11 protein-coding genes, 1 tRNA gene and 2 rRNA genes (1 of these 14 cut by a window edge) are annotated in these 15011 nt (G+C 60.5%); 7 read left to right on the top strand and 7 right to left on the bottom strand.

Translation table 11 applies throughout. The features are described 5' to 3' along the window. Positions 1-47 precede the first annotated feature (47 nt). Genes KJP28_RS15430 through KJP28_RS15420 form a run of 3 tightly spaced genes read right to left on the bottom strand, consistent with a single transcriptional unit; the run spans position 48 to position 2534 of the window. Positions 48-983 (bottom strand): LysR family transcriptional regulator, encoded by a 936-nt coding sequence (locus KJP28_RS15430; RefSeq protein WP_218393527.1) that lies wholly within the window; start codon positions 981-983, stop codon positions 48-50. Between the two features lies 1 nt (position 984). After that, on the bottom strand, positions 985-1968 hold the full coding sequence (locus tag KJP28_RS15425) for a methylenetetrahydrofolate reductase (RefSeq protein WP_218393526.1): 984 nt from the start codon (positions 1966-1968) through the stop codon (positions 985-987). Next, a complete protein-coding gene (locus KJP28_RS15420) occupies positions 1965-2534 on the bottom strand; it encodes a methylenetetrahydrofolate reductase C-terminal domain-containing protein (RefSeq protein WP_218393525.1) in 570 nt (189 codons plus the stop codon). The genes KJP28_RS15425 and KJP28_RS15420 overlap by 4 nt, the downstream gene beginning before the upstream one ends. Positions 2535-2998: 464 nt before the next feature. Here KJP28_RS15420 and KJP28_RS15415 point away from each other — a divergent pair, with 464 nt between their 5' ends. From KJP28_RS15415 to KJP28_RS15395, 5 genes are all read left to right on the top strand, one after another. Further along, on the top strand, positions 2999-3415 hold the full coding sequence (locus KJP28_RS15415) for a MarR family winged helix-turn-helix transcriptional regulator (RefSeq protein WP_218393524.1): 417 nt from the start codon (positions 2999-3001) through the stop codon (positions 3413-3415). A 276-nt stretch (positions 3416-3691) separates the two neighbouring features. Next, positions 3692-5338, top strand: coding sequence for a GMC family oxidoreductase (locus tag KJP28_RS15410; RefSeq protein ID WP_218393523.1), 1647 nt, complete (start codon positions 3692-3694; stop codon positions 5336-5338). Between the two features lie 11 nt (positions 5339-5349). Next, positions 5350-6975 carry a long-chain fatty acid--CoA ligase gene (locus tag KJP28_RS15405; RefSeq protein ID WP_218393522.1) on the top strand — a complete coding sequence of 542 codons (1626 nt, stop codon included), beginning with the start codon at positions 5350-5352 and terminating at the stop codon, positions 6973-6975. Positions 6976-6978: 3 nt separating this feature from the next. Next, entirely contained in the window at positions 6979-8712 is a 1734-nt protein-coding gene (locus KJP28_RS15400; RefSeq protein WP_218393521.1) for an aldehyde dehydrogenase family protein, read from the top strand. 18 nt (positions 8713-8730) lie between these two features. Continuing rightward, entirely contained in the window at positions 8731-9345 is a 615-nt protein-coding gene (locus tag KJP28_RS15395) for a TetR/AcrR family transcriptional regulator (RefSeq protein ID WP_218393520.1), read from the top strand. A gap of 79 nt (positions 9346-9424) precedes the next feature. On the opposite strand, the gene KJP28_RS15390 is transcribed toward KJP28_RS15395, so the two are convergent. Next, positions 9425-9501, bottom strand: a tRNA-Met gene (locus KJP28_RS15390). A 163-nt stretch (positions 9502-9664) separates the two neighbouring features. On the opposite strand from KJP28_RS15390, the gene KJP28_RS15385 reads away from it, so the two are divergent. Beyond that, on the top strand, positions 9665-10828 hold the full coding sequence (locus KJP28_RS15385) for a WD40/YVTN/BNR-like repeat-containing protein (protein ID WP_218393519.1): 1164 nt from the start codon (positions 9665-9667) through the stop codon (positions 10826-10828). Between the two features lie 96 nt (positions 10829-10924). Here KJP28_RS15385 and KJP28_RS15380 read toward each other — a convergent pair whose 3' ends face one another. Next, positions 10925-11494, bottom strand: a complete 570-nt coding sequence (locus KJP28_RS15380) for a dTDP-4-dehydrorhamnose 3,5-epimerase family protein (RefSeq protein ID WP_218393518.1) — start codon at positions 11492-11494, stop codon at positions 10925-10927. A gap of 42 nt (positions 11495-11536) precedes the next feature. Here KJP28_RS15380 and KJP28_RS15375 point away from each other — a divergent pair, with 42 nt between their 5' ends. Then, on the top strand, positions 11537-12763 hold the full coding sequence (locus KJP28_RS15375) for a glycosyltransferase family 2 protein (RefSeq protein ID WP_218393517.1): 1227 nt from the start codon (positions 11537-11539) through the stop codon (positions 12761-12763). A gap of 151 nt (positions 12764-12914) precedes the next feature. Here the strand turns inward: KJP28_RS15375 and rrf are convergent. Both rrf and KJP28_RS15365 read right to left on the bottom strand, forming a co-directional pair. Further along, positions 12915-13029, bottom strand: a 5S ribosomal RNA gene (rrf, locus tag KJP28_RS15370). Positions 13030-13116: 87 nt separating this feature from the next. Continuing rightward, positions 13117-15011: ribosomal RNA gene (locus tag KJP28_RS15365) — 23S ribosomal RNA — on the bottom strand (it continues 937 nt past the right edge of the window).

Below are 15011 nucleotides of genomic sequence, written 5' to 3'. Positions count from 1 at the left end.
CGTAGCATCCGAAGGGATAACTCAGAAGAAATTTATCTTCATAGATATTACTTTTGGTTATCGTTATCGCCGCTCCCGATGGTCGCGGCCTGTGCTGACACGGCTTCGGCGAAACTGCGACCGGCTGGCGTGAGGGGGCGGTCCGCACGCGTCATCAAGCCGATCTCGACGGGATTCAGCCGATCTTCGAGAGGAAGGCGTGCGATGCGCCAGCGCGGCTCGACCTCGTCCAGGAGAAGGGCCGGGAAGGAGCAGAGGCGGTCGCTGCCCTCGATCATGGCGAGCAGGGTCGTGATCGAATCCGAAGCGGTCGTCGGCTTTGGCGGTGCGAGACCCCTCGCCGTAAAATCCTGCCCGATGCCGAACACCCGGTCGCGTGGGCCGATCATCACCCACTCGGCATCGGTGAGGTCCGACAGTTTCGTAGCGTGCAGAAAGCGAGAGTTGACGCCGGTTATGACCGACAAGGGCGAACTGAAGAGCGAGCGGACATTCAGACCCGACCGCCCGTCTGCCGGAGGTTCGGGGCCGATTACGATATCGGTGTCGCCCGAGCGCAGCGTTGCCATCGTCGACGGAGGATGTCCGCCCGCAACCTGCACGCGGACATCCGGAAACTTGCGGCGGAAACGGTCCATCACCTGCGGCACGATCCTGACGGCCGCGAGTGGCGACACGGTGACGTGCAGGGTCCCGATCCGCGCGCCCTGAATTTGCTGCACCTCTTCGTCGAGGTTGCGCATCTCGGCCTGAATGATGCGCGCACGAGCGATGATCACGCGCCCGATCTCGGTCGGTTCGACGCCGCGCGCGGCACGGGTGAAGATCCGTGCGCCCAACTCGTCCTCGGCAATCTTGAGCACCTTGGTCAATGCCGGCTGCGTCTTGCCCAGCATCTCGGCCGCCGCGCGGAGCGAACCCGCTTCGGCAATCGCGACGATGGTTTCTATGTGAGCCGGACGCACCGAAATGTTCCGCCGCACGTCAGACAGTTTCCTTGCGCGTCCGGGCGATGCCGGCCTCACGCAAGATGTCGGCGACGAGGTGTTCGCGGCGATAGGCCATGATGTGCACGCCCGAGACGCCGGCGATCTCTTTCACCTGCTGGATCAACTCGACACAGATGCGCGCGCCCTCGTCGCCCGGTTTCTCGGCTTTCTCGAGTCGGTCGATCACCGGGTCGGGGATGTGGATGCCCGGCACGTTCGAGCGCATCCAGCGGGCGGCCTTTGCAGAGGCGAGCGGACCGACGCCCGCGAGGATGAAGACCCGCTTGTCCAGACCCATGTCGCGCACACGGGCCATGAAACGTTCGAACCGGGGAATGTCGAAAATATAATTGGTCTGAATGAAGTCAGCGCCCGCCTCGACCTTTTTCGCAAGACGCTCGGCGCGAAACTCGATCGGGTCAACGCAGGGGTTTTCCGCCGCGCCAATGAACAGCCGAGGAGGTTTCGTGATCTGGCGTCCGGACAGGAACCTGCCCTCGTCGCGCATGGTCCGGATCAATCGGATCAGCGAAACGGAGTCGAGATCGAACACGGGTTTCGCGCCCGGTTGGTCTCCTGCGCCCACGTCGTCGCCGGTCAGACAGAGCACGTTGCGCACCCCCATCGCCGCCGCGCCGAGCACGTCGCCCTGTATCGCGATGCGGTTCCGGTCGCGGCAGGAGATCTGATAGACCGAACCATGCCCGGTCCGGGTCAGGAGCGAGCAGATTCCGATCGAGGACATATGACAATTCGCGCCGGACGCGTCGGTCGCGTTGATCGCGTCGGTCACTTCCGCAAGCGGTTTCGCGGCGGCGAACACATCCTCGGGATCGGCGCTGTCGGGCGGGTTCAACTCGGACGTGACCGCAAATTCGCCGTTCCTGAGCGTGCGTTCGAGCACCGAGCCCGCCTTGTGGCCCTCGGGAATGGACTCATAGGGACGGATCGCGTTCGGATCCGAGTAGAACATGCTCATCTGGCGGCACCTTCCTTGCGCGTCTCGTCGGTCAGGGGCGCGGAGGTCGGCGCGCTGTGGCGGGCTTCGGGGTAGGCCCGCGCGAGCGCGGTTCGGTTGCTTTCGGACGATTCCTTGAGGTTCGCCACCCGTTCGCGACTTGCGCGAAGCCAGGACGAGCTTCCTTCCAGACGCCTGTCGACCGGGGGAAGGACGACCGAGATTTTCTCGCCACGTTTCATACGGGTCGCGCCGTCCCAAGCTTCGACCCAGACGCAGCGCATGTCAGGTTTCACCTCGCAATAACCGCCGGGGCGTACGCCTCCGCAGGGTCCATTGCGCAATTGTTTCGGGCAATTCATCGGGCAGGACATACCGGTTGAGGAAAGAACGCATTGGCCACACATCCGGCAATCGAACATGAGACCTTTCGCGAGGCGCTCAACGAACGCGGCGGGGCGTTCCAGCCGGCCATAGCCTATGCGGGACAACAGCGGGTCGAGCGCGACCAGAACGGATTCGAGCCGCTGGTAGATCCATTCGAACTGGCGCGACCGTCGCACCGCGAATCTGCGCAACGCATACATGGCAGCCTCCCCGTTAACAGGCTGATGATAGACGCAATGAGCGACGAACCCCAAACCGACTTTTGGGTTTTCCACGAAGAAAGCAGCCGATTGCCCGGTGGCCAGACGGTTTTGAGCGAGGCACTATTATCCGTCCGACAACTCAGGATATGTTCACGGGTGAACTAACGCACCCGAGCCCGGCCAAGTGGGTCGTGCGCCTGCTGCGTCTCTTGCAACCCCTTGTGGGATTTACGCGAGGCCCGCGGTCGCCGGTGCCGGGTTCCTGTTCGACAGATTGGAAAGCGCTGAGTGCGACCTGCATTATTCGTTAACGAAATGAACTTAACGGGCATCAAGGCACTTGCATTCGGCAGGGGATTTTTGAAACCTGACGGCACAGGAAAGGATTTCATGTGGCGGACAGCGATGACACCCAAAAACAGAAGGTCATACTCGGCCCATTAACCTGCGACCTCCCGTTCATGATCCGGAATCTCAACGCGATGCTGCGGTCGTTCGGGGTTTCGATACGCGGGCCTCTTGAACTGGAAAGCGGGAGTATCGGCATCCTGTGCCTTATCTGGGTGAATCCCGGCATCTCGCAGAACGACCTCGCCGAGAACCTTGCGATGAAGAAATCGGCCATCGCGAAGTTGACCAAGTCACTCGAGGCGCAGGGGTTCATCGAACGCCAGCGGGTGCCGGGCGACCGACGCATGAATGCGATCACCCTGACGTCGGAAGGACACCAGATGGTCGCGAATATTCGTGCGATTTCGGTACCGATGAACGATCAGATCATGGACGGGATCCCTCCCGAAGAGCGCGATGTGTTCTTTCGTGTGCTCGAGAAGGTGCACGCTTCGCTGGCATCCCGTGTTTCGCTGAACGCTTCCTGACGACGCGCGGGGCACCGGACCCGGATCTGGACGAACCCGTATGTGCGCGCCTGGTCGGCTTCAAACCCGTCCCGGAGAATCAACCCGGCTGACCTGGATCGCGCGTTCATGCGGAGGAAGTGAAGGTCGTGCCCGGGCTATGAACTTCTATAACTCATTCGCAATGCTATATTTTCCGACCGATCTATTTTACTGGACAAATTTTCTGGACAATTGTTCAAAAAATATGTTCGCATAAGGCCAGAGCGAGGAGGCTCTGTTCAGGGAGGATTTGAAATGCCCGACAAGACGGCGTTTGATTACGTGATCGTCGGAGGCGGTTCGGCCGGTTCGACGCTTGCAGCTCGGCTAACCGAGGACCCTTCGGTGTCCGTGTGCCTGTTGGAAGCGGGCGGGAACGGGGACCACATCCTGATACGCGCCCCGGCGGGGACCGTCGCGATTTTGCCGGGTTATGGCAAGATTTCGAACTGGGCCTACGAAACCGTGCCCCAGCCCGGGCTGAACGGTCGCCGGGGATACCAACCGCGCGGCAAGGCCCTGGGCGGATCGAGCGCGATCAACGCCATGCTTTATGTCCGCGGCCACAAGACCGACTATGACGGTTGGGCCGACCTGGGCTGCGATGGGTGGTCGTGGAACGAGTGCCTTCCCTATTTCAAACGCGCCGAGAACAACGTGGACGGTGCCGGGGATTTCCACGGCGCATCCGGACCGCTGCATGTCTCGAACCAGAAGGCGCCACGCCCGATGAGCCGCGCTTTCGTTAAGGCGGCGACCGAGTGCCAGCATCGTGAGATCGAGGATTTCAATACCGGCGACAACGAAGGCGTCGGGCTGTACCAGGTCACGCAATTCCACGACGAGGCGCGCAATGGCGAGCGGTGCTCGGCGGCGGCGGCATACCTGCACCCGATCCAGAAGAGCCGCAAGAACCTGACCATCATCACGGGCGCACATGCGACGAAAATCCTGACCGAGGGCAAGCGAGCAACGGGCGTCGCATATCGCAAAGGTCGGACGGATCATCAGGTGAAGGCACACAGAGAGGTGCTGCTGTGCGGAGGGGCCTTCAACTCACCGCAACTCCTTCAACTGTCCGGCATCGGCGTGGCCGAAGACATTCAGCGTCACGGGATAAATGTGGTCCATGAGTTGCCGGGGGTCGGCAAGAACCTGCAGGATCACCTCGATTTCATCCTCGCCTACACGTCCAAGGACACCGACAATTTCGGAATCGGGCTGGCAGGCACCATCGGGTTGACCAAGCACATTCTGAAGTGGCGGAAGCACGGCAATTCGATGATCGCGACGCCCTTTGCCGAGGGGGCCGGATTCCTGAAGACTGACCCCGCGCTCGACCGGCCGGACATCCAGCTTCATTTCGTGATCTCCATCGTCGACGACCACGCCCGAAAACTGCACATGGGGTACGGGTTCTCCTGCCATGTCTGCGCATTGAGGCCCCACAGCCGCGGCGAGGTGTTCCTCGAAAGCGGCGACCCGATGGCGGCGCCGGGGATCGATCCGCAATTCCTGACCGATCCTCGCGATCTGGAAACCACGATCAGGGGCGCGAAGATGACGCGCGAGATATTGCAGGCGCCCGCGATGAAGCAGTATCGCCACAAGGAATTGTTCGGCGTGAAAGACGGCATGAGCGACGCGGAGTGGGAAAGCCACATCCGGGCGCGGGCCGATACAATCTATCACCCGGTCGGGACCTGCAAGATGGGTGTCGACGACATGGCGGTGGTCGACCCCGAGTTGAAAGTCCACGGCATGGAAGGGCTGCGTGTCATAGACGCCTCGGTCATGCCGACGCTCATAGGCGGCAACACCAATGCGCCAACGATCATGATCGCGGAACGTGCCGCCGACATGATCCGGGGCATCAAGCCCGCCGCAATCGCAGCAGAATGAAGGAGGACATCATGTCCGGCACGATGATGACGAAAGCGCTGACCACCGGGTCCCTGATCGCGCATGCCGAGAAATACCATGCGGGAACCGAGATCGTTTCGGTCGAAACGGACGGGACCAAGGCCCGCACCACATGGGGTGCCGTCGGCGAGAATGCGCGACGGATCAAGGCCGCGCTGGATACGCTCGGCGTTTCCGACGGCGCGCGCTGCGCGACCATCGCGTGGAACAACCGACGACATCTGGAACTCTATTTCGGCATTGGCGCGGGGGGCCGCGTGACACACACGATTAACCCGCGTCTGACACCCGAACAGATGATCTACATCCTCAACCACGCCGAGGACGAAGTGCTGTTTCTCGATCGCACTTTCCTTCCGGTCGCAGCCAAGCTGGGCGAGCACCTGAAGACGGTGAAGCATTACGTGTTCATGGGGCCGCGCGACGATGAAGCCGCCGGTCAGGTCGAAGGGCTTTTGTTCTACGACGAGCTCGTTGCCGAGGCTGACCCGTCAGATGGCTGGCCCGAACTCGACGAGAACGCGCCTGCAGCTTTGTGCTACACATCGGGCACCACGGGGAACCCGAAGGGTGTGCAATATTCGCACAGGTCACTGGTGCTGCATTCGATTGGCGGAAACCAACCCGACGGTCTGAACATCGCGGCGCGGGATACGGTGATGCCGGTCGTGCCGATGTTCCACGTGAACGCGTGGGGCGTGCCCTATATCGCCGCCTCGGTCGGGTCCAAGCTGGTGATGCCGGGGCCGAACCTCGACGGCGAGAGCCTTGCCAAGCTGATCGACGCGGAGCAGGTCACGCTGTCTTTGGGCGTGCCGACGATCTGGATGGGGCTTCTGGCCGCGCTCAAATCGACGGGCATCAAGCCGTCGTCGATGAAGCGCACAGTCGTCGGTGGGTCCGCCCTGCCCCCGTCGATGATCCGCGACTTCCGCGACGGCTATGGCGTGGAACTGATCCATGCCTGGGGTATGACCGAAACCTCGCCTTTGGGGACGCTGAACCAACTCCTGCAAAAGCACGACGGGCTGAGTGAGGACACGCAGGCCAAACTACGCGAAGGCCAGGGGCGTCCGCCCTGGGGTGTCGAGCTTCGGATCGTGGACGAGAATGGGGCCGAATTGCCGCGTGACGGCGAGACGCAAGGTGAGCTGCAAATTCGCGGTCATTGGGTCGTCGAAAGCTATTTCGGGCAAGATGGCAGCGCCCTGACAAATGACGGTTGGTTCGACACGGGCGATGTCGCCACGCTGGATGCCGATGGCTACATGGTGATCCGCGACAGGTCGAAGGACATCATCAAGTCTGGTGGCGAGTGGATTTCGACCGTGGAGCTTGAGAACATCGCCATCGCGCATCCAAAGGTGTCCAATGCCGCCGCCATCGCCGCGCGTCATCCGAAATGGGACGAGCGCCCGGTGATCGTCGCGGTCGCTGCCGAAGGCGAAACACCCGACGAGGCCGATGTGCTGGCGAGCTTCGAGGGCAAGGTCGCCCATTGGCAGGTGCCGGATCGGGTGATTTTCGTCGACGACTTGCCGCTTGGGGCAACCGGCAAAGTGCTCAAGAACAAGTTGCGCGAATCTTACGGCGACGTGCTTTTGGAGGAGACGTAAGCCATGAACAAGATCACTGCCGACATCGCCCCGGATTTCTCCGCTCTGGACCGCGACCTCGCCACGCTGACCGCCGGCGCAGTTGGCTGGGCGCGGACCTCGAACGCCGAGCGCATCGCGGTTCTGGCGGACATCAAGGATCGGCTTCTGGAGGTATCCGAGGGCTGGGCGGAAATGGCTGCGCGCCGCAAACTCATACCAGCGGGGTCGCCGTTGGCGGGTGAGGAATGGATTTCAGGGCCCTATGCCGTGATGTCGGCCTGCAACGGGTTGATGCAGACCTTGGCGGGCATGGACGGTAAGGCGTTTCTGGATCACCTGCCCAAACGGACCACCGCGAACGGGCAATTGGCCGTGCGCGTCCTGCCCCATTCGATCTGGGACCGCCTGTTGTTGTCCGGGGTCAGCGCCGATGTCTGGATGGAGCCGGGGGTGGACGAGGCCGCGTTGCCCGCGCAAACCGCGTCCGCCTATGACACCGCGCCAGACGCGCGCGAGGGAGGCGTTGCGCTGGTGCTGGGCGCGGGCAACATCGCCTCCATCGCGCCGCTGGACGTGTTCCAGAAAGCGTTTGGCGAGCACAAGGTGGTCATTTTGAAAATGAACCCGGTGAACGATTACCTGACGCCTTTCCTCGAAGCCGCACTGAAGCCTCTCATCGACCGCGACGCGCTTCGGATCGTGAGGGGCGGGGCCGAGGTGGGCGGATACCTGTGCACCCATGATCTCGTGGATGAAATCCACATCACCGGCGCCGCCGCATCGCATGACGTGATCGTTTGGGGTCCGGGCGAGGAAGGTGCCAAGAACAAGGCCGCTGGCACGCCCAAGCTGACAAAACCGATCACGTCCGAGCTTGGCGCGGTCTGCCCGACCATCGTGGTGCCGGGGAACTGGTCGCGAGCGGACATCAGGTTTCAGGCGGAACATCTGGCGACCCAGAAACTGCATAACTCCGGCTTCAACTGCGTTGCCTGTCAGATGCTGGTTCTGCCCCGGAGCTGGGACCAGAAAGACGATCTGATGCAGGCCCTGCAAAAGGTCATGCGCGAGATGGACGCGCGGCAGGCGTATTATCCGGGCGCCGCCGACCGCATGGCGGGGTTTGCGGATCATTCTGCAAAGGCCACCACTTTCGACCGTGGTGAAGCACCCGACTTGGTCGTGACCTCCGTCGGTGAGGGGACAAGCTGGTTCACGGAGAACGAAGTGTTCGCACCGGCGCTTTCGACCTATGAGATTCACGCGGCCGACCCGGAGGCCTATCTGATCGAAGCGATCCGTTATGCCAACGACACGCTGCACGGCACGCTGGGCGCGAATATCGTGATCCACCCCCGCACCATTCGCCAGATCGGGCGCGCGCGGTTCGAGGACATCATAGCGGACCTTCGTTATGGCACCATCGCGGTGAACGCGTGGACGGGCCTTGCCTTTCTCGCCACCGCCTGTCCTTGGGGCGCATTCCCGGGTCATACTCTGGACGATGTGGGGAGCGGGATCGGCTTTGCGCACAACACCTTCATGTTCGACAAGCCCGAGCGGGTGGTCGTCACCGCACCCTGGCGGCCGTTTCCGCGTGGTGTTCTGTCGGGACAGTTCACGCTTCTGCCGCGCCCGCCGTGGTTCGTAACAAACCGGCGACAGCATGTCGTCGGGCGGTTATTGACTGCGTTCCAGCACAAGCCAAGCTGGTTGAAATTGCCACGCATATTCGCCAATGCCTTGCGTGGATAAGACAAAGGCCCGTCGCTCGTGACCAAACTCGACAAAATCGCCCGCCTTGCGGAAAAGGCCGAAGCCAAATCCGCGAAGCGGGCTCGCAAGAAGGATGAGCTCGCCGATCACGCGATCACCGCGCTCAAACAACTTGGCTATGCGCGCACCAGCCTGCGTGACATTGCCGAGATGTCGGGTGTCGCGGTCGGAACGCTGCACTATTATTTCGAAGACAAGGTCGATCTGATCACCTATTGCGTGCGTCGCTACAAGGTGGGGTTCGTCGCGGACATGGGGTCGATCCTCGAAGCCGATGTCGAACCTGAACAACTGGCCGACCGGTTCATCAAGGGCCTCGCGCTCTCGATCCGACGTGACGCCGAAACTCATCGGCTCTGGTATGACATACGGACGCAAGCCATGTTCGACCCGGCATTCGAAGAGGTCGTGGCGGACATCGAAGATGGTCTTATCAACCTTGTCGCGACGTTTCTGTCCAGAACCGGCGTATCACAGGATCAGGCGCGTCCGACTTACCTGATGCTGGACAGCTTTTTCCGCTTCCACCTTCAGGCGTTTCTCAAGGGTGACAGGGATGCGCCGGCACAGTTCGAAGCCGAAGTATCGGCGCTGTTGAAACGATTGGGCTGACGACATCGACTCTGAGTCTTTAGACGCTTGGTCAATTCTGATTTTTGGGGAAATGCGCCATGCCATTTGGTGCCTAGATTGGTTGCGGGGGTAGGATTTGAACCTACGACCTTCAGGTTATGAGCCTGACGAGCTACCGGGCTGCTCCACCCCGCGCCAATCGTTCGGGTGATGTATTTCAAAGGCAGGAGGACTGCAAGGGGGTCGGCGCATAAATCTTCATAACGGCCGATACGCCCAACACGCTAAGTCCAAACAGAAAATACGGCCGACACCACGAATCGTGATACGCTCGATCTATCTTTTTTGGGAGAAAGACATGAGCGAACAGGTGCGGGTGCTGGTGGGCACTACGAAAGGCGCGTTCATCCTCACATCGGACGAGTCGCGGCAGGAATGGGCGTTGACCGGGCCGCATTGCGACCTATGGCCCATCAACCATGTCGTCGGTGATCCCGCGACCGGAACGCTGTGGGCCGGGGGCGGGGGCGAATGGTCTGGTGCCGGGGTCTGGCGTTCGACCGATGGCGGCGAGAACTGGGAGCTGTCGCAGATGTCGAACGGCTCGATGGCGGAATGGGCGGCGAACGATCCGGGGTTCGCGGAAATGATCGGAGGCGTTCCGCCCGATGCGCCCTTTACCGGCCAGATTGATGCGATCTGGTCGCTTTGCCCGGTCGAAGACAAGCTTTATGCCGGCTCCAAGCCTGCGCAGCTTTTCGTCTCGAGCGACGGTGGAGCGACCTGGGAGATGACCGAGGGACTCGCCAATTTCCCCGAGCGTGAGAGCTGGAGTCCCGGTGCGGCGGGGCTGAACCTCCACACGATCGTGCCTCATCCGGGTAATCCGGATCATATGTGGATCGCGATTTCTGCGGCCGGTGTCTTTGGGACAGAAGACGGCGGAAGCTCCTGGTCGCGGTTAAATCGGCGGGACAATACGCATTCGCATGGTCAGTCCGATCACCCGGCTGCCGGCGACGGCAACGAGACGGGCCATTGCGTGCACAACATGGTGCGCGCGCCCGGCGGCGACGGCGACATCCTTTATCAACAGAACCATCACGGCGTCTATCGGTCGAACGATGGGGGGCGCAGTTGGCGCGACATCACCGGCGGCCTGCCGTCGACCTTCGGGTTTCCAATCCGCGTCCATCCTCGGGACCCCATGACCGCCTGGACGATCCCTCTCAACGGTGACATGGAAGGTCGGTTCCCTCCGGATGCGTCAGCGGCGGTCTGGAAAACCACCGACGGTGGTGAAAGCTGGAAAGCGATGCGCGAGGGGCTGCCTCAGGAGAAGTGTTTCTTCACCGTGCTTCGGCAGGCGATGGCCGGGGACACGCAGGATCGTGCAGGGCTTTATTTCGGCACGAACTCCGGGTCGATATTTGCGTCGACCGATGAAGGGGAAAGCTGGACCGAGATTGCGCGTCATCTGCCCACGGTGCTCGGCGTCGAAGTGCTGGAAACCCAAGGCTGACGCCTGTGCGAGGAGCTGATTATTCAGCGGGAGGCCTGGCGCCCTTCGAGGCTTTTAGAGGCAAGCGTCGTCCATTGGCCGGGACGGTCAATGGCCTCAGTATGTTTCAAGAAATGTATCGAAATCATCCAGTTGAGCGTCGCTGGGTGAAATGGTCGGCTGGCCGATCGGCCAGTCGATCCCAAGGCTGGGGTCGTTCCAGCGGAACCCGTTTCGCATCTTGCCGTCGTAGGGTGCCGACACGTCGTTGAGGTAATCTGCGTCCGTGTAAAAATAGACCGCGTTGGCAAGGCCGCGCTCCACGATCAGCCGGGATCGCTGGCCGGGAGCGTCGCCCATCAGGAACGTTTCGTGTTGACGGAAGGTCGGGCTGTCGCGGCGCGGATCCACCAGGACGATCAATGCGGTGCCCCGCACGACATACAGGAACTTGTCCCAGGGTTCGGCCCGAAATCCCCGCAAGGTTCCCGCCTTCGAATGCACGTGGTTGGTTTGAGCGTAGCGGTAGGGGCGCCCCAGCACCTCTTCGATCATGTCGGCGCGTTGCGTTTCCGCAAAAAAACCGCGCTCATCCTCGATCGCCTTCGGCTCGAAGATCCAGCTTCCTGAAAGCTTGCCCGGCCGCACGCTCAACCCTGTTCGGGGTAGATCGAGAATAGACGACACGATTAAATTCCTTCGAACCAATTACGGACCTTCAACCGGCACATGTCACGCACGCTCATCATCTGTCCGACGCACGATCATGCGGACACTATCGTTGCATCCCTTAATAGTGTGCGAAAGCAAAATCTCGGGAATTGGAAGCTGGTCGTCATCGGGGACGGTGCGCCCATGCGCACCCGCGAACTCGTGGCGGCCATATCGCAGCAGGATCCGCGTATCGCGTATGTCGAACGTGACAAAGGGGCGCGTCTTGGCGAAGCGCACCGCGATCCGGTCATCCGCGAGAGTGAAGCGGAGTTCGTCTGTCATCTTGGTGACGATGATCTCTGGGCGCCTGACCATCTCGCGCAGGTCACGTCGCTGCTTCGGGATGCGGATTTCGGTATGGCGGGATCGCTCTATGTCGAAGAAAGCGGACGCGTCGCGTGGGACTTCGCCAATCATGCCTACCTTCGGCCCCCGACCCCGCCGTGGGCGCCGGTGCCGCTGCTTTTGGGGGGGATCAACAACGTATCCTATCGTCGCGATGCCTACCTCGGTCTTGTCGAGGGTTGGGCGCCGGCACCGCCGGAATGGCGGGGGTCGGACATTTACATGTGGCACAAGTTCTATGCCGATCCACGCGTTCGCGTCGCGTCATCAGCGTCTCCAAGCCACCTGAAATTCATGGGGTCCGGGACGCGGAAGACATGGACCCCGGCAGAACGCGTCGCGGAGATCGCGCCGTGGGCCGAGCGGCTGGATGAACCCGGCTTTATCGCGGAACAGAAACAGGGGGCCGTGTTCGCTCTGAATTTCACCCGCGCTTTGGTACAGGCCGATGCCGAATTCACCACTTCGTTGGAAGACGCCCTGTCGGCTGCTGGTTTCTCCATGTCCTCCGACACACCGGACGTCGCATTGGACGGGGAAGTGATGGGGATCAGCCTGTCGCATGCGCAGAAGCTGGCTGCTCAAACCACGGTGCAGCTTATTCAGCTATTTGGCGTCGAAGATCCATCCGAGCAAATCGCGCGCGTGCACGCGTTGGACCCGCCTAAGCGCATCGTCAGACGGGTTTTCTGCCAGATGGCGCACAAACGGCCGGAATTGGCAAAGGACCTAGGCAATCGTCTGGCTTCGGAGTTGGGCTTTCGCGACCTCGGACATCGCGCGGTCATCCTGGCTGCGTTCGAACGAGGGGAGGCTGAAGAGGCGCGGGCCATGGCGCGGGAGGCCCGACGGGACCTGGGCGCTCGCGCCTGGATCAATGCGATCCTCGCGAGGTAGCATCGGCGGGTCAAAGCTGTCGCGGAGGGTCGTGACCAGACGCAAAAAAAAACGCAGGCGCGTGTCCTACGTTCGAGCTTAGAGCTGATGGGATGATGTCATCGTATGAGAGAAACCGCCGGACGCATCCGACGTATTTGGTTCTTACTAGGTGAGGCAGTGACCTACTCTCCCACGTCTTAAGACGCAGTACCATCGGCGCTACGGCACTTAACGGCTGGGTTCGGGATGGGACCAGGTGTTTTGCTCGCGCTATGACCACCACACCAAGAAAGAACCAAATTCCAAGTCAACCACACGGGTTGTGTATGCTTTTGTTTGTCGTTCGAAGCGAAACCTCGCTTCTACTGGATCAAATCAAGCCTATCGAGCAATTAGTACCGGTCAACTGAATGCATTGCTGCACTTACATCTCCGGCCTATCGACGTGGTGGTCTTCCACGGCTCTCAGGGATACCTTGTTTTGAGGGGGGCTTCCCGCTTAGATGCCTTCAGCGGTTATCCTTTCCGATCATAGCTACCCAGCACTGCCATTGGCATGACAACTGGTCCACCAGTGGATCGTTCACCCCGGTCCTCTCGTACTAGGGGCAACTCCTCTCAAGTATCCTACACCCACGGCAGATAGGGACCGAACTGTCTCACGACGTTCTAAACCCAGCTCACGTACCTCTTTAAACGGCGAACAGCCGTACCCTTGGGACCTGCTCCAGCCCCAGGATGAGATGAGCCGACATCGAGGTGCCAAACGGTGCCGTCGATATGGACTCTTGGGCACCATCAGCCTGTTATCCCCGGCGTACCTTTTATCCGTTGAGCGATGGCCCTTCCACTCGGGACCACCGGATCACTATGGCCGTCTTTCGACTCTGCTCGACTTGTCAGTCTCGCAGTCAGGCTGGCTTCTGCCATTGCACTCAACGAGCGATTTCCGACCGCTCTGAGCCAACCTTCGCGCGCCTCCGTTACTGTTTGGGAGGCGACCGCCCCAGTCAAACTACCCACCACACAGGGTCCCGGATCCGGATAACGGACCGCGGTTAGACATCAAGCAAAGCAAGGGTGGTATCTCAAGGGAGGCTCCACTGCGACTGGCGTCACAGTTTCAAAGCCCACCACCTATCCTGCACATGCTTGGCCTGATGCCAGTGTGAAGCTGTAGTAAAGGTGCACGGGGTCTTTCCGTCTAACCGCGGGAAGCCTGCATCTTGACAGGCAATTCAATTTCGCTGAGTCGATGTTGGAGACAGCGGGGAAGTCGTTACGCCATTCGTGCAGGTCGGAACTTACCCGACAAGGAATTTCGCTACCTTAGGACCGTTATAGTTACGGCCGCCGTTTACCTGGGCTTCATTTCAGAGCTTGCACCCCTCCATTTAACCTTCAGGCACCGGGCAGGCGTCAGACCCTATACGTCGTCTTGCGACTTCGCAGAGCCCTATGTTTTTAGTAAACAGTCGCCACCCCCTGGTTTGTGCCCCCAGCCAAAACTTGCGTTGAAACTGGGCCTCCTTCTCGCGAACTTACGGAGGTATTTTGCCGAGTTCCTTCAACATCGTTCTCTCAAGCGCCTTGGTATTCTCTACCAGTCCACCTGTGTCGGTTTAGGGTACGATCTAATAGTGGGGCTATTTCCAGGGACTGCTCAGCTGCCAGACCAATCCGATAAGGTCTGACAACACCCGCAATCCGTCACCACCACATGGCCCAGGAATATTAACCTGGTTCCCATCGACTACGCCTTTCGGCCTCGCCTTAGGGGTCGGCTTACCCTGCTCAGATTAGCTTTAAGCAGGAACCCTTGGACTTTCGGCGACAGGGTCTCTCACCCTGTTTGTCGCTACTCATGTCATCATTCTCGCTAGTGATCTCTCCACCGGATCCCTCACAGGCCGGCTTCACAGAAAGCTCCTTGTGTCCAATCCTTCCGAAGAAGGTAAGGACACATGGAACTATGTCACACTACGCTCCGCTACCACGCACTTACGTGCATCCTCAGCTTCGGCTCATGGCTTGAGCCCCGTTACATCTTCGCCGCAGGACAACTTAAATTAGACCAGTGAGCTGTTACGCTATCTTTAAAGGATGGCTGCTTCTAAGCCAACCTCCTGGTTGTTTTGGTCGTCCCACCTGCTTTCCCACTTAGCCATGAATTAGGGGCCTTAGCTGGAGGTCAGGGTTGTTTCCCTCTCCACGACGGACGTTAGCACCCGCCGTGTGTCTGCCATCTAGTACTCCCGGGTATTCG

It is taken from the genome of Maritimibacter dapengensis, from assembly GCF_019218265.1.
GTDB classification, from domain to species: Bacteria; Pseudomonadota; Alphaproteobacteria; order Rhodobacterales; family Rhodobacteraceae; genus Maritimibacter; species Maritimibacter dapengensis.
Note: the sequence above shows the minus strand (reverse complement) of the source record. Positions and strands in the feature narration are given on the sequence as shown.

What these genes read in the sequence shown, in the direction of transcription:
- KJP28_RS15425 (WP_218393526.1), bottom strand. Translation starts at nt 1,968, where the DNA reads ATGAGCATGTTCTACTCGGATCCGAACGCGATCCGTCCCTATGAGTCC.
- KJP28_RS15420 (WP_218393525.1), bottom strand. Translation starts at nt 2,534, where the DNA reads ATGTATGCGTTGCGCAGATTCGCGGTGCGACGGTCGCGCCAGTTCGAA.
- KJP28_RS15415 (WP_218393524.1), top strand. Translation starts at nt 2,999, where the DNA reads ATGATCCGGAATCTCAACGCGATGCTGCGGTCGTTCGGGGTTTCGATA.
- KJP28_RS15410 (WP_218393523.1), top strand. Translation starts at nt 3,692, where the DNA reads ATGCCCGACAAGACGGCGTTTGATTACGTGATCGTCGGAGGCGGTTCG.
- KJP28_RS15405 (WP_218393522.1), top strand. Translation starts at nt 5,350, where the DNA reads ATGTCCGGCACGATGATGACGAAAGCGCTGACCACCGGGTCCCTGATC.
- KJP28_RS15400 (WP_218393521.1), top strand. Translation starts at nt 6,979, where the DNA reads ATGAACAAGATCACTGCCGACATCGCCCCGGATTTCTCCGCTCTGGAC.
- KJP28_RS15385 (WP_218393519.1), top strand. Translation starts at nt 9,665, where the DNA reads ATGAGCGAACAGGTGCGGGTGCTGGTGGGCACTACGAAAGGCGCGTTC.
- KJP28_RS15375 (WP_218393517.1), top strand. Translation starts at nt 11,537, where the DNA reads ATGTCACGCACGCTCATCATCTGTCCGACGCACGATCATGCGGACACT.